Source organism: Achromobacter sp. 413638 (genome assembly GCF_043119405.1).
Taxonomy (GTDB): Bacteria; Pseudomonadota; Gammaproteobacteria; order Burkholderiales; family Burkholderiaceae_B; genus Achromobacter.
Window position 1 is genome coordinate 1 of sequence record NZ_JBICCO010000075.1, and the last position, 23,693, is coordinate 23,693.

Consider the following 23,693-nt stretch of genomic DNA (forward strand, 5'->3'; position numbering starts at 1 on the left):
CCCCCCCGCCCCCCCCCCCCCCCCCCCACCGTCCTCCGACAGAAGCGCGCTGCGCCGTCCTCACGCGTAGAAGTGCCAGCCCAGGTAGATGGCGAACAAGGCGTAGAAGCCACCCGCCGCCGACAGCACCGGCACGGTGATGCCGGAAGAGCGGAAGCGCAGCCACAGCAGGCCGATGGACAGCATGGTGAACAGGCCGGCCGCGAGCAAGGGGGCGTCCAGCAGCCAAGGCGTCATGAAGATGCCCAGCGCGCTGGGAATGGTGGCCTGGATCATCATGGCGCCCGAGATGTTGGCCAAGGCCAGCCGCTCTTTACCCTGGCGCACCCAGATCAGCGCGTTCATGATTTCCGGCAGCTCGGTGGCGACCGGCGCCAGCAGCAGCGCCGCCAGGTGCGGCGAAGCGCCCATGGCCACGCCCAGCGTCTCGATCTGGTTGACGAACACATGCGACGCGCCGGCGATCACCACCAGCGCCAGCACCGTCTGCGTGATGGCCCAGGACAGCGCGGGATCCGTGTCGCGGGGGCGCAGCTTGAGCGGCTCCAGGTCTTCGCTGGCCAGGCTTTCCTCGTCATTGCTCAGCTCGCGCTTCACATAGAGGCCGTAGGTGACCAGGAACAGGATGCCCAGCCAGGGCTTCCAGGCGAAGGCCAGCAGCCCCAGCCCGACCTTGAAGACGAAGATGCCCATGAACCAGGCCTGGTCGCGGGCCAGTCTGCGCTGGTCCGCGTTGATACAGTCCAATTGCGTCGCGCGGCCACGGTGGGCGCGCCACAGGGCCAGGCCGACGACCGCGTAGGCCAGCGTCGCCAGTACCAGCGGACCGCCCATCGCGGCGCCCACGCCGATGTCCTTCTGCTCTGGGGTATCGCCGAACACGACAGCCATGAAGGTCACGGCGCTTTCCGGCAGCGCGGTGCCGAAGGCGGCGAGCACGGTGCCCGTCGCGGTGGCGCCCAGCTCGAACCGGTGGCCGACCCACTCGACGCCATTGACGAAGTACTCGCAGGCGAAATAGATGACCGCCGCGGACAGGAAAAACAGGAACAGGGTGAGCAACATGGGAGCGAATGCGGCCGGACGAGCGGATACCGATGGCACGACGCTGCCGCTCGCCCGGCCAGGGGTGAACGCAACGCGGCCAAAGGTCTCGCCTGGCAGTTCCATGTGGCGGGCGCGCCGCGAGCATGGAAACCGTCAGCGCCATGGGGTTCCAGCGGTTGCTCCGCAACCTGAACCACCAAGTTTGTTGACGCTGACTCCTTTGGGGAACAAAGGATGGCTACTCCCCAATGACTGAGCCGCGATTGTAGCAGCCCGCCGGCCGCGCGGGCGGGAATTTCCGCACAGGCGGCGCGGACGCTCCGCGCGACCGCGCGAGCGCCGCCCAGCCGCGTTAAAGTGGAAGTCAACGCAGCCTGCGTCCAGGCATTCGAGCCGCCCGCCGCCGCATGCCGCTTCCCGACAAACGCCACCCGCGGGGCAGTGCGCCCCGGCCGCCCATGAGCCTGCCGCCCGACGATATCGCCCCCTATGCCGCCCGCCGCCACCGCCTGATGGAACGCATGCGCGCGGCCGGCGGCGGCATCGCCGTGCTCGCCACCGCGCCCGAGGCCGTCCGCAACCGCGACGCCGAATATCCCTACCGGCACGACAGCGACTTCTTCTACCTCACCGGCTTCACCGAGCCGGAGGCCTGGCTGGTGCTGATCGCCGGCGCCACCGACCGCGCGCTGCTGTTCTGCCGTCCGCGACATGTCGAGCATGAGATCTGGGAAGGCAAGCGCTTCGGCCCGGAAGCCGCCGCCGAACGCTTCGGCTTTGACGACGCCCATCCGATCGACGCGCTCGACGAACTGATGCCCACGCTGCTGATGGACCAGCCCACGCTGTACGCGCCGCTGGCGGGCAACCGGCGCGCCGACGGCCGGCTGCGGCGCTGGCTGGCCGCCGCCCGCGAATCCGGACGCGGCGGCCGCCTGCCGCCCGAACGGCAGCAGGACGTGGCCCCCATTCTGGCGGAGATGCGGCTGATCAAGGACGCCACGGAGATCGCCGCCATGCGCCGCGCCGCCAAGATCTCCGCCGGCGCTCACGCCCGCGCCATGCGGGCCGCCCGCGCCGGCATGCGCGAGTACGAGCTGGAAGCCGAGCTGTTGTATGAATTCCGGCGCCAGGGCGCGCAGTCGGTGGCCTACAACAGCATCGTGGCGGCCGGCGCCAACGCCTGCGTGCTGCACTACCCGGCGGGCGACGCCGTGCTGCGTGACGGCGACCTGGTGCTGATCGATGCCGGCTGCGAGGTCGACAGCTATGCCAGCGACATCACGCGCACCTTTCCCGTGAACGGCCGCTACAGCGGTCCGCAGCGGGCGCTGTACGACCTGACGGCCGCCGCGCAGGACGCCGCCGTGCAGGCCACGGCGCCGGGCCGATCCTGCAACGATTCGCACGACGCCGCCGTCCGGGTGTTGGCCCAGGGCATGCTGGACCTGAAGCTGCTGAAAGGATCGCTGGACGGCGTGATCGAATCCGGCGCCTACAGCCGCTACTACATGCACCGCACCGGCCATTGGCTGGGCCTGGACGTCCATGACGTGGGCGACTACCGTCAGCCCGGCCCCGCGCAGGGCGGCGAGCGTCCCTGGCGCGCGCTGCAGGCCGGCATGATGCTGACCATCGAGCCCGGCATCTATGTGCGCCCCGCCGACGACGTGCCCGAGGCCTACTGGAACATCGGCATCCGCATCGAGGACGACGCGCTGGTCACGGACGAGGGCTGCGAGCTGATCACCCGCGGCGTGCCGGTGCAGGCCGGCGAGATCGAGGCGCTGATGCGTGAATAGGCGCGGCGGCTACAGCACGTAGCCGTCCAGCCAGCCCATCGCCACCCATACGTACACCACCACCATGGCGATGGCGAACATGGCCACGATCGAGCCGATCAGGCAGGCGCTCAGCGCCACCAGGACCGGCCCCCAGCCCGTCGCCGACGGGCGGCCCAGATCGGGGTTGTAGCGCCGGTCGAATTTCTCGTCGGACATGAGCGAGAAGACCACGCTCTCGACGAAGCCGTCGATCATGGGAATGAACAACAGAAAGAAAGCCGGGTTGTCGTACCAGACCGGATAAAGACTGAAGGCGCCGGCCAGCGCCAGCGCGGCGTACAGGCTCACCGCCCAGGCATGGCGGCGGCCGAGATACCACCAGTGCGCGCCCGCCCAGCCCAGGAAGCAGGCCAGCAGGCCGACCGCGACCTTGCCCCGCGGCCGGCGCGGGATTGCAGCGGAAATCGAAGAAGTAGCCTGAGCCTGCGTCATGTCATCGCTCCTGTGGCGTGACCGCGCACGCCGCCTGCCGGCGATTGTAGTGGACGGTTAAACTTCCGCACATGACTGCTTCCGCCTTCGACATTGCGATTCTCGGCGCCGGCCCCGTCGGCCGCGTCCTGGCCCTGATGCTGGCTCGGGTGGCGCCGGATCCGGCCCGCATCGCGCTGCTGCAAGGCACGGCCCCCGCCTCCACGGCGGACGCCGCGCCCGCGGCCGATCCGCGCGTGCTGGCCATGAACCACGGCAGCCGCGTGCTGCTCGAATCGCTGGACGCCTGGCCGGAACGCTCGGCCGACATCCGCAGCATCCATGTCTCGCAGCGCGGCCGCCTGGGCCGCAGCCTGATCCGCCATACCGACTTCGACGTGCCGCAGCTGGGCAGCGTGGTCGGCTATTCGGGCCTCTACGCCCGGCTCGAAGCCCGCGTCGCCCAGTGCGGCGTGACCCTGCTGTCGGGACCGCCGGCCCGGATCCTGGAGCAGGATGCCGACGGCGTGCGCGTCGCCCAGGGCGACACCGAATTGCGCTGCCGGGTGGTGGTGCAGTCCGACGGCGCGGGCGGCGAGGACCTGCGCCGCGACTACGGCCAGCACGCCGTGCTGACCACGGCGCACGCCACCCTGCCGCGCCCCGGCTGGGCCTGGGAGCGCTTCACGTCCGAGGGGCCGCTGGCCCTGCTGCCCCATCCGCACACGCCCGAAGCCCATTCCGTGGTCTGGTGCAGCACGCCGCAACGCGCCGCCGAACTGGCCGCGCTGGACAACGCGGCCTTCTCGCGCGCGCTGAGCGCCGCCTTCGGCGACCGCCTCGGCCGCCTGTCCAGCCAGGCGCCGCGTCACGTTTTCCCGCTGGCGCTGAGCGCCCGCCGCGCCCAGGTGCAAGGGCGCGTGGCGGCCATCGGCAATGCCGCCCAGACCCTGCACCCGGTGGCGGGCCAGGGCCTGAACCTGGGCCTGCGCGACGCCGCCCGGCTGGCGCAGGCGCTGGGCGCCTGGCTGCCAGGCCCGGACGCCAGCCCTGCCCCGGCGCTGGCCGAGTTCGCCGGCGCGCGCCAGTTCGACCGCCTGATCACCGCCGGCCTGACCGACCTGATGCCGCGCGTGTTCGCCACCGGCCTGGCGCCGGTGGAACATGCCTGCGGCCTGGCGCTGCTGGGCCTGGACCTGGCGGCGCCGCTGCGCGCGCCGCTGGCCCGGCATCTGCTGCAAGGATTCCGGACCTAGCCCGGCGCCGGCCGCCACGATCCGGCCCTGGAAAGGGGCCGCGCTCTGCCTCGTCCGCCCAGGCTTGTTACCAAGCCGTTGTCGGACAAAAAAGAGGGTTCGATCAGGCCGGTTAAAATGTGACCATGCGCATCGGTCCCTGGACTCTCCCCAACAACGTACTGGTCGCGCCCATGGCGGGCGTGACCGATCGGCCTTTCCGGCAGCTTTGCAAGAAGCTGGGGGCCGGCTATGCCGTGTCCGAAATGGCGGCCAGCAACCCCAAGCTGTGGGACAGCGTCAAGACCTCGCGCCGCCTGAACCACGACGGCGAGATCGCCCCCATTTCGGTCCAGATCGCCGGCGCCGACCCGGCCATGATGGCCGAGGCCGCCGCTTTCAACGCGGCCCGGGGCGCCAAGATCATCGACATCAACATGGGCTGCCCGGTCAAGAAGGTCTGCAACGTGGCCTCCGGCTCGGCGCTGCTGCGCCACGAAGACCTGATCGTCCGCATCCTGGACGCCGTGGTGGCCGCCTGCGCGCCGCTGGGCGTGCCCGTCACGCTCAAGACCCGCACCGGCTGGGACCGCGAGAGCCGCAACGCGCTGCGCGTGGCCCGGCTGGCCGAGAACGCCGGCATCGCCGCCCTGACCCTGCACGGCCGCACCCGCGCCGACCTGTACACCGGCCATGCCGAATACGACACCATCCGCGCGGTCCGCGCGGAGCTGAAGATCCCGCTCATCGCCAACGGCGACATCGACTCGCCCGAGAAAGCGAAACACGTCCTGGATTACACTGGCGCCGACGCGGTGATGATCGGACGGGCGGCCCAGGGCCGTCCCTGGATCTTCCGCGAAATCGACCACTACCTGCGCACGGGCGAAAAACTCGCCCCGCCCTCCTATGGGGAAATGCGCGAGCTGCTGCTCGAACACCTCGACGACCACTACCGCTTCTATGGCGAGCACACCGGCGTACGCACGGCGCGCAAGCATATCGGCTGGTATCTGGAAGGCCTGCCGGACGCGGACTCGTTCCGCGACCGCATGAACCTCATCGACAACACCCGCGACCAATGGCGGGCGGTGTCGGAATGGTTCCTCGCACTATCGAACGACGGCGACCGCAATCCGGCGCCGGCCGTTCAAGCCCTGCTGGCGGCATGACCGCCTCAACACCAACATAAAAATATCTGTACTCCGATGAGCAAGAAAGATGTCCTGGAAGAATGCGTGCGCGCCAGCCTGGAGCGCTATTTCGAAGACCTGGGTGAATCCGAGCCTCACGACATGTGGGACATGGTGATGCGCTGCGTTGAGCGCCCGGTGCTTGAAGTGGCGCTGGAACGGTCCGGCGGCAACCAGTCGCGGGCGTCCGAAATGCTGGGCATCACGCGCAACACGCTGCGCAAGAAGCTGCTCGCCCACAACATCCAGGTATAGATCACCACGCCAGCGGACGGCCAGCCCGGCACTGGCCGCCCCCTTCCAGATTTCCCATCCAGTACCCGAACGAGAAAGGCGCCCGCGCCCCACTCCGCCCTCACCATGAAAATCGAAACCGCCCTGCTTTCGGTGTCCGACAAGACCGGCATCGTTGAATTTGCCCGCGCCCTGGCCGCGCGCGGCGTGCGCCTGCTCTCGACCGGCGGCACCGCCAAGCTGCTGGCCGAGTCCGGCCTGAACGTCACCGAGGTCGCCGCCCACACCGGTTCGCCCGAGATCCTGGACGGCCGCGTCAAGACGCTGCATCCGAAGATCCACGGCGGCCTGCTGGCGCGCCGCGACAGCGCCGAGCACATGGACACCATCAAGGCGGCGGGCATCGACCGCATCGACATGCTGGTGGTCAACCTCTACCCGTTCCGCGAAACGGTCGCCAAGCCCGGCTGCACCTTCGCCGACGCGGTCGAGAACATCGACATCGGCGGCCCGGCCATGCTGCGCGCCGCCGCCAAGAACCACGGCACCGAAGCCGGCGGCGTGACCGTGGTCATCGACCCGGTGGACTACTCGCGCGTGCTGGGCGAAATGGACAAGGGCGGCAACACCTCCTATGGCCTGCGCCTGGAACTGGCCGGCAAGGTCTACGCCCACACCGCCGCCTATGACGGCGCCATCGCCGCCTACCTGAGCAGCCTGGCCGAAGCCGAGCCCAAGCAGGACGCCGCCCCGGCCCGCAACGAATGGCCCGGCACGCTGACGTTGCAGGTCAAGCAGCAGCAGGCCCTGCGCTACGGCGAGAACCCGCACCAGACGGCGGCCTTCTACGTCGATCCGCAACGTCCGGCCGGCCTGCTTGGCAACTACCGCCAGCTGCAAGGCAAGGAACTGTCGTACAACAACATCGCCGACGCCGACGCGGCCTGGGAATGCGCGCGCAGCTTCGAGGCGCCCGCCTGCGTCATCGTCAAGCACGCCAACCCCTGCGGCGTGGCCGTCGCGGCCAACACGCTGGGCGCCTACCAGCAGGCGTTCAAGACCGACCCGACCTCGGCCTTCGGCGGCATCATCGCCTTCAACCGCCCGGTCGACGCCGCCACGGCCGAAGCCGTCAGCGCGCAGTTCCTGGAAGTGCTGCTGGCGCCGGCCTATGACGGCGCGGCGCTGGCCATCCTGGCCGCCAAGAAGAACGTGCGCGTGCTGGAAGTGCCGATGGGCGCCGGCCAGAACGCCTTCGACGTCAAGCGCGTGGGCGGCGGCTGGCTGGTGCAGACCCCGGACGCCTACAACGTGCCGCGCGACGCGCTCAAGGTCGTGACCAAGCGCCAGCCCACCGAACAGGAAATGGACGACCTGGCCTTCGCCTGGAAGGTCGCCAAGTACGTCAAGTCCAACGCCATCGTGTTCGTGGGCGGCGGCATGACGCTGGGCGTGGGCGCCGGCCAGATGAGCCGCATCGACTCGGCCCGGATCGCCTCGATCAAGGCCGAGAACGCCGGCCTGACGCTCAAGGGCTCGGCCGTGGCGTCGGACGCGTTCTTCCCGTTCCGCGATGGCCTGGACGTGGTGGTGGCCGCGGGCGCGACCTGCGTGATCCAGCCCGGCGGCAGCGTGCGTGACGATGAAGTCATCGCGGCGGCCGACGAGCACGGCATCGCCATGGTGCTGACCGGCACCCGCCACTTCCGCCACTGATGCGCATCCTCGGCATCGATCCCGGCCTGCGCCGCACCGGCTTCGGCGTGGTCGATGCCGACGGCATGCGCCTGCGCTACGTCGCCAGCGGGACCATCGTGGTCCCGCCGTCGCTGGCGCTGTCCGAACGCCTGAAGGTCATCCTGGACAACCTGCGCCAGGTGGCGCAGGAAACCCGGCCGGACGTGGCCGCGCTGGAAATCGTCTTCCTGAACACCAACCCCGCCTCAACCCTGCTGCTGGGCCAGGCGCGGGGCGCGGCGCTGTGCGCGCTGGCCGACAGCGCGCTGGCCGTGCACGAATACACCGCGCTGCAGATCAAGAAAGCCGTGGTCGGCACCGGCCGCGCCGCCAAGGAGCAGGTGCAGATGATGGTCCAGCACCTGCTGTCCCTGGACGGCACGCCGGCCCCCGACTCGGCCGACGCGCTGGCCTGCGCCATCTGCCACGCGCACGCCGGGCCGCTGCAGGACAAGCTCGGCCGCCTGGGCGCGGCGCTGGGCGGCGGCCAGACCCGGCTGCGCAACGGCCGCCTGGTCGGCTGAGCCGCCCCGCCCTCCCGCGGCCCGCGCCGCGCGTATAGAATCCCCGCATCCCGCCGCGCATCCGCGCGGCTCCACTTTTCACGCCATCTTCCCGCCATGATCGGACGCATCACCGGAACCCTGATCGAGAAACTGCCGCCCACCGTCTGCGTGGACGTCAACGGACTGGGCTACGACATCGACGTGCCCATGAGCACGCTGTACGCGCTGCCCGAGAACGGCGCGCGCGTCACGCTCTACACGCACCTGACGGTGCGCGAGGACGCCCACATCCTGTATGGCTTCGCCACGGCCGGCGAACGCAGCGCCTTCCGCGAGCTGATCAAGGTCAGCGGCATCGGCGCGCGCACCGCGCTGTCGGTGCTGTCCGGCCTGTCGGTGGCCGACCTGGCCCAGGCCATCACGCTGCAGGAATCCGGCCGCCTGACCCGCGTGCCGGGCATCGGCAAGAAAACGGCGGAACGCCTGCTGCTGGAAATGCGCGGCAAGCTCGGCGCCGACATCGGCGCCCAGGCGCATGCCACGCCCGACAATCAATCGGACATCCTGAACGCGCTGCTGGCGCTGGGCTACTCGGAGAAGGAGTCGCTGTCGGCGCTGAAGACGCTGCCCGAAGGCGTGGGCGTGTCCGACGGCATCAAGCTGGCGCTCAAGGCGCTGGTGCGCTGACATCGCGACCCGCGCCGGCGGCGGGCGCTACAGATAGCTGGGCGCCACCGTTTCCAGCCCGGTCGGCACCACTCGCAGCTCGGGCGCCATCGGTCCGGAACAGACGTTATCGCTGCGCAACGAATCCAGGTTGTCGCGCGACATCAGCGGCTCGCCGGGCAGGCATTCGAAAAACAGCGCCTGCAGGCGGCCCAGGCCCATCGGCATGGGCCAGACCTGACGCGGATGCCCGCTCCAGGCGGCGCACAGGCGCACGATCTCGCCCAGCGTGTAGACCTGCGGTCCGCCCAGCTCATAGGTCTTGCCGCAGGCGTGCGTGTCGTCCAGCGCCGCCGTCATCGCGGCCACCACGTCGCCCACATAGACCGGCTGCATGCGCGCGTGCGCGCCCGCCAGCGGCAGCACGGGCAGCCAGCGCGCCAGGCGGGCGAAAAGGTTGGTGAAATTGTCATCCGGGCCGAACACCACGGACGGACGGAAGATGGTCCAGCCGCCGTCGCGCCAGCCTTCGAGTTCCTTGCGCACGGCGGCCTCGCCGTCGCCCTTGGAGCGCTGGTACATGCTGGCGCCGGCGGAATCGGCGCCCAGCGCGCTCATGTGCAGCAGGCGTCGCACGCCCTGCCGCCGGCAGGCCTGCGCCACCCGCTGCGGCAACGTCACGTGCGCACGGGCGAAATCGGAGCCATAAGGCTTGCCGGCCTTGCCGTGCAGGATGCCGACCAGGTTGACAGCGGCGTCGCAGCCGCGCAGCAGGCGGTCCAGCGTGGCGTCGTCGTGGACGTCGTCGGCCGTGAGCGTGACGCCGGGCAGGATCTGCAGATCCCGCCCGCGGCCATAGCTACGGGTGGGCACCAGGATCTGGTGCTGTCCGCCGCCGGAAAGCCGGGCGACCAGGCGACGGCCGATGAAGCCGGTGCCGCCGATGACAAGGATACGCATGAGCAGCCCCTGTTCGTCAGGATTCAGCCCGATTCTGCCTTGCGGTCAACGCATCCGCAAGGGCGCGCCGGCGTTGAAAAATCAAATGGAGAGCAGTTTGGCGTAGGCCGGCAGGTCGACGTTGCCGCCGCTGATGACGATCCCCACGCGCGCGCCGCGCACCGGCACCACGTTCTGCAGCACGGCCGCGGTGGACAGGCAGCCGGTCGGCTCCACCACCATCTTCATCCTTTCGGCGAAGAACTTCATGGTCGCCACCAGCTGATCGTCGGTCACGGTGACGATGTCGCGCACGTACTTCTGGATGAGCGGGAAGGTCAGGTTGCCCAGGTGGGTCGTGGCGGCGCCGTCGGCCAGGGTCTTGGGCGCGGGAATTCGGACCACTTCACCCTTGCGCAGCGATTGCTGGCCGTCGTTGCCGGCCTCGGGCTCCACGCCGTAGACCAGGCAGCGCGGGCTCAGCGCATAGGCGGCCAGCGCCGATCCGCTCAGCAACCCGCCGCCGCCCAGGCAGACGAACAGGTAATCCAGCTCGCCCACTTCCTCGAACAGTTCCTTGGCCGCCGTGCCCTGCCCCGCGATCACGTCCTCGTGGTCATAAGGCGGGATCAGCGTGGCGCCGGTCTCGGCCTGGATGCGGCGGGCGATTTCCTCGCGGTCCTCGGTGTAGCGGTCGTAGGTCACGATCTTGCCGCCGTAGCCCTCGGTAGCGGCGCGCTTGGCCGCGGGAGCGTCCAGCGGCATGATGATGGTGGCCTGCACGCCCTGCATGCGCGAAGCCAGCGCGATGGCCTGGGCATGGTTGCCGGACGAGAACGTCACCACGCCGGCGGCGCGCTGCGCCGGGGTCAGGCGCGCGATGGCGTTGTAGCCGCCGCGAAACTTGAACGCGCCCATGCGCTGGAAATTCTCGCACTTGAAGAACAGCGAGGCCCCGGCGATCGCGTCGGCGGTGGCCGAGGTCAGCACGGGCGTGCGGTGCGCGTGGCCGGCCAGGCGCTCGCTGGCGCGGACGATATCGTCGTAGCTGGGGAGATTCGTGGGCAAATCAGGCTGCATGGGACGGGTCCTCAGATCGCGGGGGTCGAAACCCTGGGATCATATACCTGCCCGGACCGTCCCGCCGCGCGGCCGGCCCGCCGCGGCTACTTGCCGAACAGATCCCCGCTGCCGCTGGCCGCGCCGGCGGGCGGCGTCAGCCCGAGATGACGCCAGGTGGTCAGCGTGGCGGTGCGGCCGCGCGGCGTGCGCTGCAGATAGCCGTGCTGGATCAGGTAGGGCTCGATCACGTCCTCGATGGTGTCGCGCTCTTCGCCGATAGCCGCCGCCAGGCTGTCCACGCCCACCGGTCCGCCGTCGAACTTGTGGATGATGGCTTCCAGCAGCTTGCGGTCCATCAGGTCCAGCCCTTGCGGATCGACTTCCAGCATGGCCAGGGCGCGGCCCGCCACGTCGGCGTCGATGGTGCCGCGCGCCTTGACCTCGGCGTAATCGCGCACGCGCCGCAGCAGGCGGTTGGCGATGCGGGGCGTGCCCCGGGCGCGGCGCGCGACCTCGGCGGCGCCGTCCGGCGTGATTTCGGCGTTGAGCAGGCCCGCGCTGCGCGTGACGATGTGGCCCAGGTCGGCGGCGTTGTAGAACTCCAGCCGCGAGACGATGCCGAAGCGGTCACGCAACGGATTGGTCAGCATGCCGGCGCGGGTGGTGGCGCCCACCAGCGTGAAGGGCTGCAGGTCCAGCTTGACGCTGCGCGCGGCGGGGCCCTCGCCGATCATGATGTCGATCTGGAAATCCTCCAGCGCCGGGTACAGGATTTCCTCGACCACGGGCGACAGGCGGTGGATCTCGTCGATGAACAGGACGTCGTTCTTTTCCAGGTTGGTCAGCAGCGCGGCCAGGTCGCCGGGACGCTCCAGCACCGGGCCGGAGGTCTGGCGCAGCTGCACTCCCATTTCATGCGCGATGATGTGGGCCAGCGTGGTCTTGCCCAGGCCCGGCGGGCCGAACAGCAGCACGTGGTCCAGCGCCTCGCCGCGCTTGCGAGCGGCGGCGATGAAGATCTCGAGCTGTTCGCGCGCGCGCTGCTGGCCGACGTACTCCTGCAGCGCCTTGGGCCGCAGGGCGCGCTCGATGGATTCCTCGTTGGGCGACGCGGGCTGGGGCGCCACGATGCGGGCGGCGTCGGGACGGGAGGAGAGCGAATCGGACTGGATGGCCATGGTGCGGAAACGGCTAGGGACAATGCAACGAGCATCGTACCGTAGATGGCCCGGCCGGGCGCGCCACCCCGTGGACGGATCCGCCCACTAGGCGGCTTCCGACAGGGGCAGGCGCACGCGCACGCACAAGCCGCCCGAGTCGGCCTGACGCAATTCCAGCGAGCCGCCGTGGGCGCGGGCGATGGCCTCGGCCAGCGCCAGCCCCAGGCCCACGCTGCCGGTGCGGGTGCGGGCGTCATCCAGGCGGCTGAAGGGCCGCAGTGCCTCGCGGCGGCGCTCGGGCGCGATGCCCGGCCCGTGGTCGGCCACGTCCAGCACCGCGTGGCGCCCCTCCCGGTGCAGGCTGACGTCGACCGGGGGTGCGCCGTGGTTCAGCGCATTGCCGATCAGGTTGTCCAGCAGGCGGCCCAGCGCGACGGCGTCCGCCTGCACCACCAGGGCCGGATCCTCGACGCCGTGCAGCCGGATGTCGGTGCCCGCGCCCTGCCAGGCGCGCACGCGCTCGCCCAGCCAGTCCTGCAGCGCCATGGACGCATACCGGTAGGCCGCCGGATCGGTGCCGCGCACGAAGCCGATGAACTGGTCGACCATGTGCTGCATGTCCTGGAGATCCGCGCGCAGGCCGTCCTTGAGCTTGGAATCGTCGGCCAGCTCGATGCGCAGCCACATGCGGGACAAGGGCCCCTTCAGGTCATGCGGCAGTCCGGCCAGCAACGTGCGCCGCACGGAATCCGATTCGGCCAGCGCGTCCAGCATGGCGTTGAAACGCTCGCCCAGCGCCCGGGTCTCGGTCGGACCGGCGGGATCCACGCGTTGCGGCTGTCCGGCGGCCAGGCGGTCGGCGGCGTCGGCCAGGCGCGTGAGCGGACGCGTGATGTGCCAGGAAAACCCGACTGCCAGCAACAGCAGCAGGCCCAGGCCGCCCAGCCAGGCCGCGGCCAGCGGCGTCGACACGGGCGGGTCCAGCCGCTCCAGCGGGATCACCAGCCATTCGCGCAGGCGCGGCACGTCCTCGCTGTCGGAATTGGGCGCCAGCGAAATGAAGATCTCGGGCGTGGGGCCGCGCGACAGGGCCACGCGCGTGCCGTCGTTCAGGCGTTCATTGAGCTGCTGCACCAGTCCACGCAGGTCGCGGCGGACATCATCGACCTCGGACCGATAGGGCGAGCCGCCTTCGCGGCGGTCGAGCATGCGCTCGGCCGCGCGGGCGGCGGAGCGTTCCTCGTCTTCCTCGCGGGTCATGTCCCCCGGCGCGCGCGGCACGGGCGTGGCGTTGACCGGCGGCGGCCTCGGCCCGCCCCGGGGCGGCGGCGGATGGCGGCCGCCGAAGCGCTGCAGCCGCGCCTCGACCGGCAGCACCCGCGACCACAGCCGCCACTGGTTCTGCGAGGCCGCGCGCACGAATTCCGCGCGCTCCTCGGCCGGCACCTGCGAAACGGCCGCGCGCAAGGTGCGGATCGTGGTCACGATATAGCCGATGGCCACGTCTTCCATGAACTTGTGGCGGAAGTACGTGACCGTGACCAGCGTGGCGGCCTGCGTCAGCAGCACCGCCCCCAGGATCAGCAGAATCAGCCGCGCACGCAAGGAGCGCGGCACCAGGAACCCAAGAGAGAATCGCATCACTTATCCAAACCGCCGCCACACCATATGCCACCCAACCAAACAATGCCCTCCCGCCGACCTGGGCAACGCGGATCCGGCTCCGCCGGTCCGCAGCTGCGCCCCCTCGAGGGGGAAGCGCGCAGCGCTTCGGGGGTGGGCTTCATCCTTTATGGGGAAAAGCGGTAGCCGATGCCCCAGACCGTCTGTATCCAGCGCGGCTGCTTGGGATCGGTCTCGATCACGCGACGCAGCCGCAGGATGGCGATGTCGATGGCCCGGTCGTTGCGCTCGCCGCCGTCGTCGTCGCGCGCCAGCGCCAGCAGGCGCTCGCGCGACAATGGCTTGCCGGCGTTGCGCACCAGCGCCTCGAGCAGATTGATTTCACCGCCGGTCAGCTTGACCACCACCTGCTCGCGCGACAGCTGGCGGGTCGCGGGATCGAACACGAAGGGGCCGAAGGCGACGGGCGCGTCCTTGGTCAACGCGGACGGACCGCGCTTGCGGCGCAGCACGGCCTCGATGCGCGCCAGCAATTCGCGCGGGTCGAAGGGCTTGCCGACGTAATCGTCGGCGCCGGCCTCCAGGCCGATGATTCGGTCCACCGCCTCGTCGCGCGCGGTCAGCAGGATGACGGGTATGTCCTCGCCCTGCTCGCGCAGCCGGCGGCAGGCGTCGGCGCCGTCGCCGCCGGGCAGCATCCGGTCCAGGACCAGCAGGTCGGGCGCATAACGGGTGATGCGATTGGCCAGGTCGCTGGCGTCCGGCGCCAGCAGGGTGTCGTAGCCGTGCCGGTTCAGGTAATCGGCCAGCAATTGCCGCAACGCCGGATCGTCATCGACAACCAGCAATTTGGTGTGGGGATTTTCCATGGATGCCATAGTGGGCCGCTCCGCGCCCGGCCGCAAGAGCCAGGAAATCATCTGAAATATACCCGTTGCACGACGTTTGCCGAATTTACCTGGTCTTTCCATGCGCGGGCAGCGCCGGCCGGACAGGCGCAGCCCCGGACGTAAAATAGGTTCCGCTTGCAGCCGCTGGTCCGGTTTTATAAGAATCGTTTACAGATATGGCGGCGCGCATTTTCTACACTGCATGTCTATGGCCGTTCCCGCACCCTGGCGCGGGCGGCTGTCGTGTGTCGCGCTGACGGCGGCTTGCGCCTGCCCGCTGGCGCCGGCCGTCGGCGGTCCGCTCGAAGCGCCCTCAACCTATCCGCCCTACGCCGGCGCCCCGCAATATGCCGCCCGCGGCATCGGCGCGCTGTCGCCCGTGCAGCCGGTGCCGGTGCGTCCGGCTCCGTCCTTCGACAATCGCGCCGTGCCGCTGGACCCCACGCCCTGCGACCTTCGGCCGGCCGAACCCGGCCAGGACAGCGCCGTGCAGCCGCCCCCTGGCCAGGCCCCGGAAGACGGCGCCGCGATCCCCGGCCTGGGCGCCTCGCTGTCCGGCGATGGCAGCGGTGACGCCGCGCCCCCCGCCACTCCGCTGGGCTGCGGCCAGGAGGCGCCGCCCGAACCGCCGCCGGAATATGCGCTGGACCTGGAGAGCGCCGACATCCCCCGCGGCCCGGTGATGGTGTACTCCGGCGTCTCGCGGCGCTCGCGCGCCTGGTTTTCCTCGGTCGGCGGACAAGGCGGGCTGCGCTACGGCGACCAGAACTGGATCTACCGCGACACCAGCGGCCCGGCCGTGGCGGTCGGCAACCTGAATACCAACGCCCCGTTCTGGGGCAGCGCGGCGCCGGTCGGCGGCCTGCAGATCTCGAACTGGACAGGTTCAGGCGCCGCCTTGCCGGAAGGCCGCTTCGGCTACTCCTCGTCGGTCGGCCGGCTCAACCGCATGGACCCCGGCGCCAGTTCCGGCGCCGTCGACTACGGCGCCTCGGTGGGCAGCGGCACGGTACGCTACGGCCTGACGCCGGCGCTCACCGTCGAGGGCCAGATGCAGAGCGCGCCCACCCTGACCACCCGCGGCATGGGCACCACCTACCAGGCTGGCGACTACGGCACGATCCAGGCCGGCGCCACGCAAAGCTCCTTCGACGCGGTCAACGCCTGGCGCTACCGCTTCGGCTACAACGTCGACGTATCCGAGAACCTGAACCTGGGCTATACCAACGAGCAGATCGGCGCCGGCTTCGGCGACCTGTCCAGCTACGGCGGCGGCGGCGTGGGCACCGCGCAAACCCGCAACACGCTGTCCGCCGGCGTGCCCATCCATGGCTGGGGCACGCTCAGCGGTACCTATTCCGGCTTGCGCGAAGGCACCACGCTGTCATCGCAGCGCGTCGGCCTGGCGCACAGCATGTTCGTGGCGCCGACCGTGAAGCTGGCGGTGGGCGCGGACCGCGACATCCTTACCGGCAATTACGAATGGCGCGCCAACCTGAGCATGCCGGTGGACACCTTCATGCGCGGCACCTGGCTGCAGTGGTAGCCCCGGCCTCGCGGCGGACGGAAAAGTCATCCCCGGCCGCCGCCCGCCGGATTGGGGCTTAAAATCCCCGCCATGATGCTTCCGGCCTACCCCCATGTCTGACGCGCGCGCCCTTGAAATCCTGCAGCGCGTCTTCGGTTACGAATCCTTCCGCGGCGACCAGCAAGCCATCGTCGACCAGGTGATCGGCGGCGGCGACGCGCTCGTGCTCATGCCCACAGGCGGCGGCAAGTCGCTGTGCTATCAGATCCCCTCGCTGGTGCGCGAAGGCACCGGCATCGTCGTGTCGCCGCTGATCGCGCTGATGCAGGACCAGGTCGACGCGCTGACCGAACTCGGCGTGCGCGCCGCGTTCCTGAACTCGACCCAGGAATGGCAGGTCGCCCGCGACGTGGAGCGGGCCTTCCTGGCGGGCGAGCTGGACCTGCTGTACGTGGCGCCGGAACGCCTCCTGACCGACCGCTGCCTGCAACTGCTGGAACGCGGCCGCATCGCGCTGTTCGCCATCGACGAAGCGCACTGCGTGTCTCAATGGGGCCACGACTTCCGCCCGGAATACCTGGGCCTGTCGATGCTGCACGAGCGCTGGCCCGACGTGCCGCGCATCGCGCTGACCGCCACCGCCACTGCGGCCACCCGAAGCGAAATCGCGCAGCGCCTGTCGCTGGACGAAGCGCGCCATTTCGTCTCCAGCTTCGACCGCCCCAACATCCGCTACCGCATCGTCGAAAAGAATGAGGTGCGCAAGCAGCTGCTGGACATGATCCAGAACGAGCACGAGGGCGAATCGGGCGTGGTCTATTGCCTGTCGCGCGCCCGGGTCGAGGAAACCGCCGAATTCCTGTGCAACCAGGGCATCGACGCCATGCCCTACCACGCCGGCCTGAGCGCCCAGGTGCGCGCCACCAACCAGTCGCGCTTTCTGCGCGAGGACGGCGTGGTCATGGTGGCCACCATCGCCTTCGGCATGGGCATCGACAAGCCCGACGTGCGCTTCGTGGCCCACATCGACCTGCCCAAGTCGGTGGAAGGCTACTACCAGGAAACCGGCCGCGCCGGCCGCGACGGCCTGCCCGCCACCGCCTGGTTGGCCTACGGCCTGCAGGACGTGGTGCAGCAGCGCCGCATGATCGACGAATCGCCTGGCGATGAAGCCTATCGCCGGCGCCTGGGCCAGCAGCTCGACGCCATGCTGGGCCTGTGCGAGACGGTCGAATGCCGCCGCGTGCGGCTGCTGGCCTACTTCGGCCAGCACATCAGCGCCTGCGGCAACTGCGACGTCTGCCTGGACCCGCCGCAGGCCTGGGACGGCACGGTGGCGGCGCAGAAAGTGCTGTCGGCCGTGTACCGTCTATGGAAGGAACGCGGCCAGCGCTACGGCGCCGGCCACATCATCGATATCCTGCGCGGCAAGTCCACCGAGCGCACCAAGCAGCACGGCCACGAGACGCTGAGCGTCTTCGGCGTCGGCGCCGACCTGAGCGACACCGCCTGGCGCGGCGTGCTGCGCCAGCTGCTGGCGCAGGGCCTGCTGACCGTGGACAACGAGGGGTACGGCACGCTGGCGCTGACCGAAGGCAGCCGCGCCGTGCTCAAGGGCGAGCACCAGCTCATGCTGCGTCGCGAATCCGAAAAGAAGGGCCGCGCGAGCAAGACCGGCAGCGGACGCGCCAAGGCCGCCGCCGTGGACCTGCCGCCGGAACTGCAACCGCTGTTCGAGGCGCTGCGCGCCTGGCGCGGCGAAGTGGCCAAGAGCCACGGCGTGCCGGCCTACGTCATCTTCCACGACGCCACGCTGCGCGAGATCGCGCTGGCCCAGCCCGAGACGCTGGACGCGCTCAGCCACATCAGCGGCGTCGGCGCGCGCAAGCTCGAAGCCTACGGCGAGGAAATCCTGCAACGGGTGGCCCGCCCCATCGTCTGAGGCCGTCAAAACGCAAGCGCGGCGCCCAGGCGCCGCGCTGTGCATGCCGCGCGGCAAGCGCCGCGCACAGGTTCCGCGCCCCGGGTCAGGGCGACGGCGGCGGCAGCAGCGGCACGGGCGGGCGCTCCTTGCCGAACACCGAGCGGTACGCCAGGATGTTGAACACCAGCACCACCGGAATCCCGATCACCGCGCCCGCCATGACCAGCCGCATCGAGCCCAGCGCGCCGGCGCCGTCCCACAGCGTCATGTCGTCCAGGATCAGGTAGGGGAATAGGCTGTAGGCCAGCCCGCACAGCATCAGCAGGAACAGCGCCACGCACAGCACGAAGGGCAGCCAGCTGAAACGGTCGGCCTGCCCCGGCAGCCGCGCCAGCAGCATTTCCGCCGCGACGAAGCCACCCAGCATCAACACCCAGACCGTGGCCGCGAGGCTCAGATGGGCGATGTTGCTCCACTTGTAGAAGATGCCCGCGTTGGCCAGGCCCAGCGTCACCGCGATCGCCACCATGCCCACGGCCGTCCAGCGGATGGCGTGGCGGGCCCAGTTCGCGGCCCGGCGCTGCAGGTCGCCATCGACCCGCATCACCAGCCATGACGCGCCCAGCAGCACATAGGCCGCGACCGCGCACAGGCCCACGAACAACGCGAACCAGCCATAGCCGGCGTCGGACTGGTAGCCGGTGGCGATACGGCCCAGCAGCATGCCCTGGCCGAAGGCCGTCATCAGCGACCCCGCCCAGAAGGCGAAAATCCAGCGCGGCTTGTGCTCGTTGCGGGCGCGGATGCGGAACTCGAACGCCACGCTGCGCAGCACCACGCCCAGCACCATGAAGGTCAGCGGGCCATACAGCTTGCCCAGCACCGCGCCCCAGGCGAAGGGAAAGGCCGAGGCGAACAGGCCCATGCCCAGCAGCAGCCAGAACTCGTTGGCGTCGCGCCAGGGGCTGAGCAGGCTCATCATGCGGCCGCGCTCTTCGGCCGGCGCCAGTTGCAGCAGGATGCCCACGCCCAGGTCGAAGCCGTCCAGCACAACGCCGGCGGCGATCACCACGAACAGCAACGCCATGAAGGCCAGCGGCATCCAGAACGAGGGATCGTCGGGATTGAGCCCTTGCGAAGCGGCCAGCATCGCGATCATTGCGCACCTCCGCCCAGTTTGCGCACCGGCACCACGCCGTAGCGCGCCGCGTGGAACAGCATCCCGGCGAACGCGGCCAGCAACAGCGCGTACAGCAGGCCGTAGCCGATCAGGCCGTACAGCACCGCGCCGGACGAGGCCGTGCCCAGCACCTCCGTCTGCGTGATGGTGCCGTTCACCACGAAGGGCTGCAGGCCGATGATCGACACCCACCAGCCCGCCACCACCGCGATGCCGCCCGAGAACATCATGCCGCACAGCATCCGCAGCCATCCGCGCGGCAGGCCGGACGGATCCAGCTCGCGCCGCCAGGTCCACATCAGCGTGACGCAGGACGCGACCAGCATCAGCAGTCCCAGCCCGACCGCCACGCGCAGGGACCAGAAGGTCAGCGCCACGGGCGGCAGCATGCCGGAATACTTGTCCAGCCCTTGATAGGAGCCATCGTCATTGCGATGCAACCAGCGGCCGCCGGCATTGGAGATGGCCAGTTCGGCCTGATTCTGGTGCGACAGCGCGTCCGGCCAGGCGAACAGCACCAGGTTGGGCCTGGCGCCGCTTTCCCAGTAGCCCGCGGCGGCGGCGGCCTTGGCCGGCTGGTACTTGGCCATCACCTGCGCCGCGCCCACCACCGCCGGCCCTTGCAGCAAGGCGGCGGCCGCGGCGATGACCAGCGCGGCCTTGAAGGCGCAGCGCTCGCCGTCGCCCAGCGGCCGGCGCAGCGCCTGCAGCGCCGTCACGCCGATGATGAGAAACGCGGCCGCCAGGGCCGAGCCGAGCGCCACCTGCGCCATGCGCCAGCCGATCGACGGATTGAACACCACGGCAGCCCAGTCATAGACCTGATAGCGGCCATCCACCAGCAGCGCGCCGTCGGGCGTCTGCATCCACGATTGCAGGGCCAGCACCCAGAACACCGCCACCAGCTGGCCCACCGCCACCATCAGCACCGCCAGCGTATGGGCGCCGTCGGACACGCGGCGCTGGCCGAACAGCATGACGCCCAGGAAGCAGGACTTGAGAATGAAGGCCGACAGGATGCCGTAGCCCAGCAAGGGGCCGGCCACATTGCCGATCTTGTCCATCAGGCCCGCCCACAGGCTGCCAAGCTGGATCAGCACCGGCACGCTGGCCGCCAGCGTCAGCACGAAGGACAGGGCGAAGATGCGAACCCAGAAGCGATAGGCGGCGGTCCAGCCGCCGTTGCCGCTCATGCGGGCGCGCAGCTTGAAGAACAGCAGGATCCAGGCCAGCGCCAGGGCGACGGACAGGAACAGCGCCAGGAAACTCAGACTGGTCACGAACTGCGCACGGGCCAGTGATAGAGTGGATATATCCATGATGCCAACAGGGTAGACAGGCCCATAAGTGTAGAGCCTGTCCCCGGAAGATGGGAGCCATTTGCAACCCGGCTTGACCAGCCCCCGGAGGCCCTCCTTGCGGATCATGGCAAAATTGACGCTTTGTCGCCGCTTTTTCCTATTCTTTCAAGAATGACTTCCGCCCCGACGCCGCCTTCCTCGCCGACTCCGGCCGCCGCCGCCCCCGCGGCCGCGTCCAATTTCCTGCTGAACATCGTCACGGACGATCTCCAGGCCAACCGCTACCAGGACAAGCGCTGGGCGGGCAAGCCCGGCCCGGCGGCGGTGCAGCAGCAGGGTCAGCCCGACCCGGCCCGGATCCGCACGCGCTTCCCGCCGGAGCCCAACGGCTACCTGCACATCGGCCACGCCAAGAGCATCTGCGTGAACTTCGGCCTGGCGCGTGACTTCGGCGGCGTCTGCCACCTGCGCTTCGACGACACCAATCCCGAGAAGGAAGACCAGGAGTACGTCGACGCCATCATCGAGGCCGTGCACTGGCTGGGCTTCGACTGGAAGGCCGACGGCAACGACAACCTGTATTTCGCCAGCGACTACTTCGGCTACATGTACGAGTTCGCCGAAGCGCTGATCGAGGCCGGCCACGCCTACGTGGACGCGCAGAGCGCCGACGAGATCCGCGCCAACCGCGGCACGCTGACCGAACCGGGCGTCAACTCGCCCTGGCGCGACCGCCCGGCCGCCGAATCGCTGGCGCTGCTGCGCGAGATGCGCGACGGCAAGCATCCTGACGGCAGCCTGGTGCTGCGCGCCAAGATCAACATGGCCTCGCCCAACATCAACTTGCGCGACCCGGTCATGTACCGCGTGCGCCACGCCCACCATCACCGCACCGGCGACAAGTGGTGCATCTACCCGATGTACAGCTGGGCGCATCCGGTCGAGGACGCGCTCGAAGGCATCACGCACAGCGTCTGCACGCTGGAATTCGAAGACCAGCGCCCGTTCTACGACTGGATCCTGGCGCGCCTGGCCGAACTGGGCAAGCTGGCGCAGCCGCTGCCGCGCCAGTACGAATTCGCCCGCCTGAACCTGAGCTACATCGTCACCAGCAAGCGCAAGCTGCTGCAACTGGTGCGCGAAGGCCACGTCGACGGCTGGGACGACCCCCGCATGCCGACCATCTTCGGCCTGCGCCGCCGCGGCTACACCGCGTCGTCGATCCGCCTGTTCTGCGACCGTACCGCCGTGTCCAAGTCCGATTCGCGCATCGACTACAGCCTGCTGGAGCAGGCCGTGCGCGACGACCTGGATCCGGTGGCCGCGCGCTCGGTGGCGGTGCTGGACCCGCTCAAGCTGGTCATCACCAACTACCCCGAAGGCCAGAGCGAAATCTGCACGGCGCCGCGCAATCCGCACGACCCCGAGGCCGGCCAGCGCGAATTCCCGCTGACGCGCGAACTCTGGATCGAGCGCGACGACTTCCGCGAGGAAGCGCCGAAGAAGTACTTCCGCCTGTTCCCCGGCAACACCGTGCGCCTGAAGTACGGCTACGTGGTGCGCTGCACCGGCTTCACCAAGAACGAGGCCGGCGAGGTCGTGGAAGTCCAGGCCGAATACCTGCCGGACACCAAGAGCGGCACGCCGGGCGCCGACAGCGTCAAGGTCAAGGGCAACATCACCTGGGTCAGCGCCGCGCATGCCGTGCCCGCGCAGATCCATCTGTATGACCGCCTGTTCGCCGACCCCCGCCCGGACGGCGGCGACAAGGATTTCCTGACCTGCCTGAACCCGAACTCCAAACAGACCGTGACGGCCTGGCTGGAACCGGGCACCGTGGCGACGCCGGGCGCGACCTGGCAGTTCGAGCGCCTGGGCTACTTCACGGCGGACCTGAAGGAATCGACGGCGGAAAACCCCGTCCTGAACCGCGTCGTCACCCTGCGTGACTCGTGGGCAGCGTAGACCCACCCCCGAAGCGCTTCGCGCTTCCCCCTCCAGGGGGCGCCGCCGCGGACCGGCAAAGCCGGCTCCGCGCGGCCCCGATCGGGACGGGCGTGCTGCTCTTGGAGAACGCTTGGCCTTGGGAAAGCGCCAACAGCACGAAATGAGGGGAAAGGCGCGCTTTTCCCCCAATGTCGGAACGCGAGAAACCGCCCCCGGCGGGTTATCATGCCCGACATCCGCGCGCCGGCGGAACGGGCCCTTTTTCCCGTGCCCGGCCGCCGTCCCACACCAAGATGAACACTGAATCCCTAGCCCTGGACTTCAAGAGCGCCACCCTGTATGCGATCCGGGTGGTCCTGCACAGCGCCGATCCCGAGCGCCTGAGCGCCGCGCTGGCCAAGCGCATGGCCGACGCCGGCAGCTTCTTCGAGAACGAACCCGTGGTGGTCGACGCCAGCCGCGTCGAGGAAGCCATCGACTGGCCGGCGCTGATCGCCGCGCTGCGCGGACACAACCTGCCGCCCATCGGCGTGGTGGCCGAAGGCGCCAACCTGGAAGCGGCCCGCAAGGCGGGCCTGACGCCCGTGGAACTGTCCACGCCGGCCCCGCGTCCCGCCCAGGCGGTGGACATGGCCCCGGCCAATGATGTCTCCACGCCGGTGCCCTCGATCCAGGCCGCCGCCGTGACGACCGCGCCCGCGCCCAGCGACACCGCCGAGCCCGCGCCCGCCGGCAAGGCCGCGCCCTCGCCCAACCCCATGCCGGAACGCGAGGCCGCCAGCGCCACCTCGGCGCCTGCCCCGACCGCCTTCGCGCCGCACTCCTCGTCGGCGCTGGTCATCACCAAGCCGCTGCGCTCCGGCCAGCGCGTCTATGCGCGCCACACCGACCTGGTGGTCATCGGCATGGTCAGCCAGGGCGCCGAGGTCATCGCCGACGGCAACGTGCATGTGTACGGCCCGCTGCGCGGCAAGGCCATGGCGGGCGCGCGCGGCGATGCCACGGCCCGCATCTTCACCACGCACCTGGACGCCGAGCTGCTGGCCGTGGCCGGCGTGTATCGCGTGGTCGAGGACAAGCTAGACCGCTCGCTGCACAACCAACCGGCGCTGGTCCGACTGGACGGCGACACGCTGCGCATCGAGGCCCTGAAGGCCTGACGCAACACCCGATTCGCGCAAGGGCGCAAATCAACTACACACATTCTGTAAGAAGCCTTACAAGGGCTTTTTGCTTTACGATAACGCGATTTATTCGAACATAAGG

The 23,693-nt window shown here is 69.7% G+C and carries 20 protein-coding genes and 1 riboswitch; of the genes, 11 read left to right on the forward strand and 9 right to left on the reverse strand.

What is annotated here, in order from left to right; all coding sequences use genetic code 11:
- Positions 1–60: 60 nt before the first annotated feature.
- Positions 61–1,065, reverse strand: a complete 1,005-nt coding sequence (locus ACEU5R_RS24320; RefSeq protein ID WP_103272677.1) for a sodium:calcium antiporter — start codon at positions 1,063–1,065, stop codon at positions 61–63.
- Between the two features lie 97 nt (positions 1,066–1,162).
- A riboswitch (yybP-ykoY riboswitch) is annotated at positions 1,163–1,313 on the reverse strand.
- A 192-nt stretch (positions 1,314–1,505) separates the two neighbouring features.
- Here ACEU5R_RS24320 and ACEU5R_RS24325 point away from each other — a divergent pair.
- Positions 1,506–2,849: an aminopeptidase P N-terminal domain-containing protein gene (locus ACEU5R_RS24325; protein ID WP_392412216.1), complete on the forward strand. Its 1,344-nt coding sequence runs from the start codon at positions 1,506–1,508 to the stop codon at positions 2,847–2,849.
- A 9-nt stretch (positions 2,850–2,858) separates the two neighbouring features.
- Here the strand turns inward: ACEU5R_RS24325 and ACEU5R_RS24330 are convergent, their stop codons facing one another.
- Positions 2,859–3,323 (reverse strand): TM2 domain-containing protein, encoded by a 465-nt coding sequence (locus ACEU5R_RS24330; RefSeq protein WP_103272675.1) that lies wholly within the window; start codon positions 3,321–3,323, stop codon positions 2,859–2,861.
- 71 nt (positions 3,324–3,394) lie between these two features.
- On the opposite strand from ACEU5R_RS24330, the gene ACEU5R_RS24335 reads away from it, so the two are divergent.
- The 6 genes from ACEU5R_RS24335 to ruvA all read left to right on the forward strand — a co-directional run bounded on the left by ACEU5R_RS24335 (position 3,395) and on the right by ruvA (position 8,894).
- On the forward strand, positions 3,395–4,558 hold the full coding sequence (locus ACEU5R_RS24335) for a UbiH/UbiF/VisC/COQ6 family ubiquinone biosynthesis hydroxylase (protein WP_392412217.1): 1,164 nt from the start codon (positions 3,395–3,397) through the stop codon (positions 4,556–4,558).
- Between the two features lie 125 nt (positions 4,559–4,683).
- Positions 4,684–5,709, forward strand: a complete 1,026-nt coding sequence (gene dusB / locus ACEU5R_RS24340) for a tRNA dihydrouridine synthase DusB (RefSeq protein ID WP_103272673.1) — start codon at positions 4,684–4,686, stop codon at positions 5,707–5,709.
- 36 nt (positions 5,710–5,745) lie between these two features.
- Positions 5,746–5,985, forward strand: a complete 240-nt coding sequence (locus ACEU5R_RS24345; protein ID WP_006217670.1) for a helix-turn-helix domain-containing protein — start codon at positions 5,746–5,748, stop codon at positions 5,983–5,985.
- 105 nt (positions 5,986–6,090) lie between these two features.
- On the forward strand, positions 6,091–7,680 hold the full coding sequence (gene purH, locus ACEU5R_RS24350; protein WP_103272672.1) for a bifunctional phosphoribosylaminoimidazolecarboxamide formyltransferase/IMP cyclohydrolase: 1,590 nt from the start codon (positions 6,091–6,093) through the stop codon (positions 7,678–7,680).
- Positions 7,680–8,225, forward strand: coding sequence for a crossover junction endodeoxyribonuclease RuvC (gene ruvC, locus ACEU5R_RS24355; protein WP_212315136.1), 546 nt, complete (start codon positions 7,680–7,682; stop codon positions 8,223–8,225). The genes purH and ruvC overlap by 1 nt, the downstream gene beginning before the upstream one ends.
- Before the next feature lie 96 nt (positions 8,226–8,321).
- Entirely contained in the window at positions 8,322–8,894 is a 573-nt protein-coding gene (gene ruvA / locus ACEU5R_RS24360) for a Holliday junction branch migration protein RuvA (RefSeq protein ID WP_103272670.1), read from the forward strand.
- Between the two features lie 27 nt (positions 8,895–8,921).
- Here the strand turns inward: ruvA and ACEU5R_RS24365 are convergent, their stop codons facing one another.
- The 5 genes from ACEU5R_RS24365 to ACEU5R_RS24385 form a co-directional block, all read right to left on the reverse strand.
- Positions 8,922–9,833 (reverse strand): complex I NDUFA9 subunit family protein, encoded by a 912-nt coding sequence (locus ACEU5R_RS24365; RefSeq protein ID WP_103272669.1) that lies wholly within the window; start codon positions 9,831–9,833, stop codon positions 8,922–8,924.
- An 81-nt stretch (positions 9,834–9,914) separates the two neighbouring features.
- On the reverse strand, positions 9,915–10,892 hold the full coding sequence (locus tag ACEU5R_RS24370; RefSeq protein ID WP_103272668.1) for a threo-3-hydroxy-L-aspartate ammonia-lyase: 978 nt from the start codon (positions 10,890–10,892) through the stop codon (positions 9,915–9,917).
- Between the two features lie 86 nt (positions 10,893–10,978).
- On the reverse strand, positions 10,979–12,052 hold the full coding sequence (gene ruvB / locus ACEU5R_RS24375) for a Holliday junction branch migration DNA helicase RuvB (protein WP_103272667.1): 1,074 nt from the start codon (positions 12,050–12,052) through the stop codon (positions 10,979–10,981).
- A gap of 87 nt (positions 12,053–12,139) precedes the next feature.
- A complete protein-coding gene (locus tag ACEU5R_RS24380) occupies positions 12,140–13,675 on the reverse strand; it encodes an ATP-binding protein (protein WP_103272666.1) in 1,536 nt (511 codons plus the stop codon).
- Positions 13,676–13,824: 149 nt separating this feature from the next.
- Complete coding sequence (locus tag ACEU5R_RS24385; protein WP_103276329.1) at positions 13,825–14,526, reverse strand: response regulator; 702 nt, start codon at positions 14,524–14,526, stop codon at positions 13,825–13,827.
- Between the two features lie 229 nt (positions 14,527–14,755).
- On the opposite strand from ACEU5R_RS24385, the gene ACEU5R_RS24390 reads away from it, so the two are divergent.
- Positions 14,756–16,093 (forward strand): fimbrial protein, encoded by a 1,338-nt coding sequence (locus ACEU5R_RS24390; RefSeq protein WP_392412224.1) that lies wholly within the window; start codon positions 14,756–14,758, stop codon positions 16,091–16,093.
- A 94-nt stretch (positions 16,094–16,187) separates the two neighbouring features.
- Entirely contained in the window at positions 16,188–18,017 is a 1,830-nt protein-coding gene (recQ, locus tag ACEU5R_RS24395; RefSeq protein WP_103272664.1) for a DNA helicase RecQ, read from the forward strand.
- An 85-nt stretch (positions 18,018–18,102) separates the two neighbouring features.
- On the opposite strand, the gene ACEU5R_RS24400 is transcribed toward recQ, so the two are convergent.
- Together ACEU5R_RS24400 and ACEU5R_RS24405 are read right to left on the reverse strand one after the other, a co-directional pair.
- Complete coding sequence (locus tag ACEU5R_RS24400; RefSeq protein WP_103272663.1) at positions 18,103–19,158, reverse strand: cytochrome d ubiquinol oxidase subunit II; 1,056 nt, start codon at positions 19,156–19,158, stop codon at positions 18,103–18,105.
- Positions 19,155–20,498, reverse strand: coding sequence for a cytochrome ubiquinol oxidase subunit I (locus ACEU5R_RS24405; RefSeq protein WP_392412226.1), 1,344 nt, complete (start codon positions 20,496–20,498; stop codon positions 19,155–19,157). Before ACEU5R_RS24405 ends, ACEU5R_RS24400 begins: the two co-directional genes overlap by 4 nt.
- 153 nt (positions 20,499–20,651) lie before the next feature.
- Between ACEU5R_RS24405 and ACEU5R_RS24410 the strand changes: the two genes are divergently transcribed.
- Together ACEU5R_RS24410 and minC are read left to right on the forward strand one after the other, a co-directional pair.
- Complete coding sequence (locus ACEU5R_RS24410) at positions 20,652–22,445, forward strand: glutamine--tRNA ligase/YqeY domain fusion protein (protein WP_392412228.1); 1,794 nt, start codon at positions 20,652–20,654, stop codon at positions 22,443–22,445.
- A gap of 275 nt (positions 22,446–22,720) precedes the next feature.
- The gene (gene minC, locus ACEU5R_RS24415) at positions 22,721–23,587 is read left to right on the forward strand and encodes a septum site-determining protein MinC (protein ID WP_392412229.1); all 867 of its coding nucleotides are present in this window, start codon (positions 22,721–22,723) and stop codon (positions 23,585–23,587) included.
- The last annotated feature ends 106 nt before the right edge of the window (positions 23,588–23,693 follow it).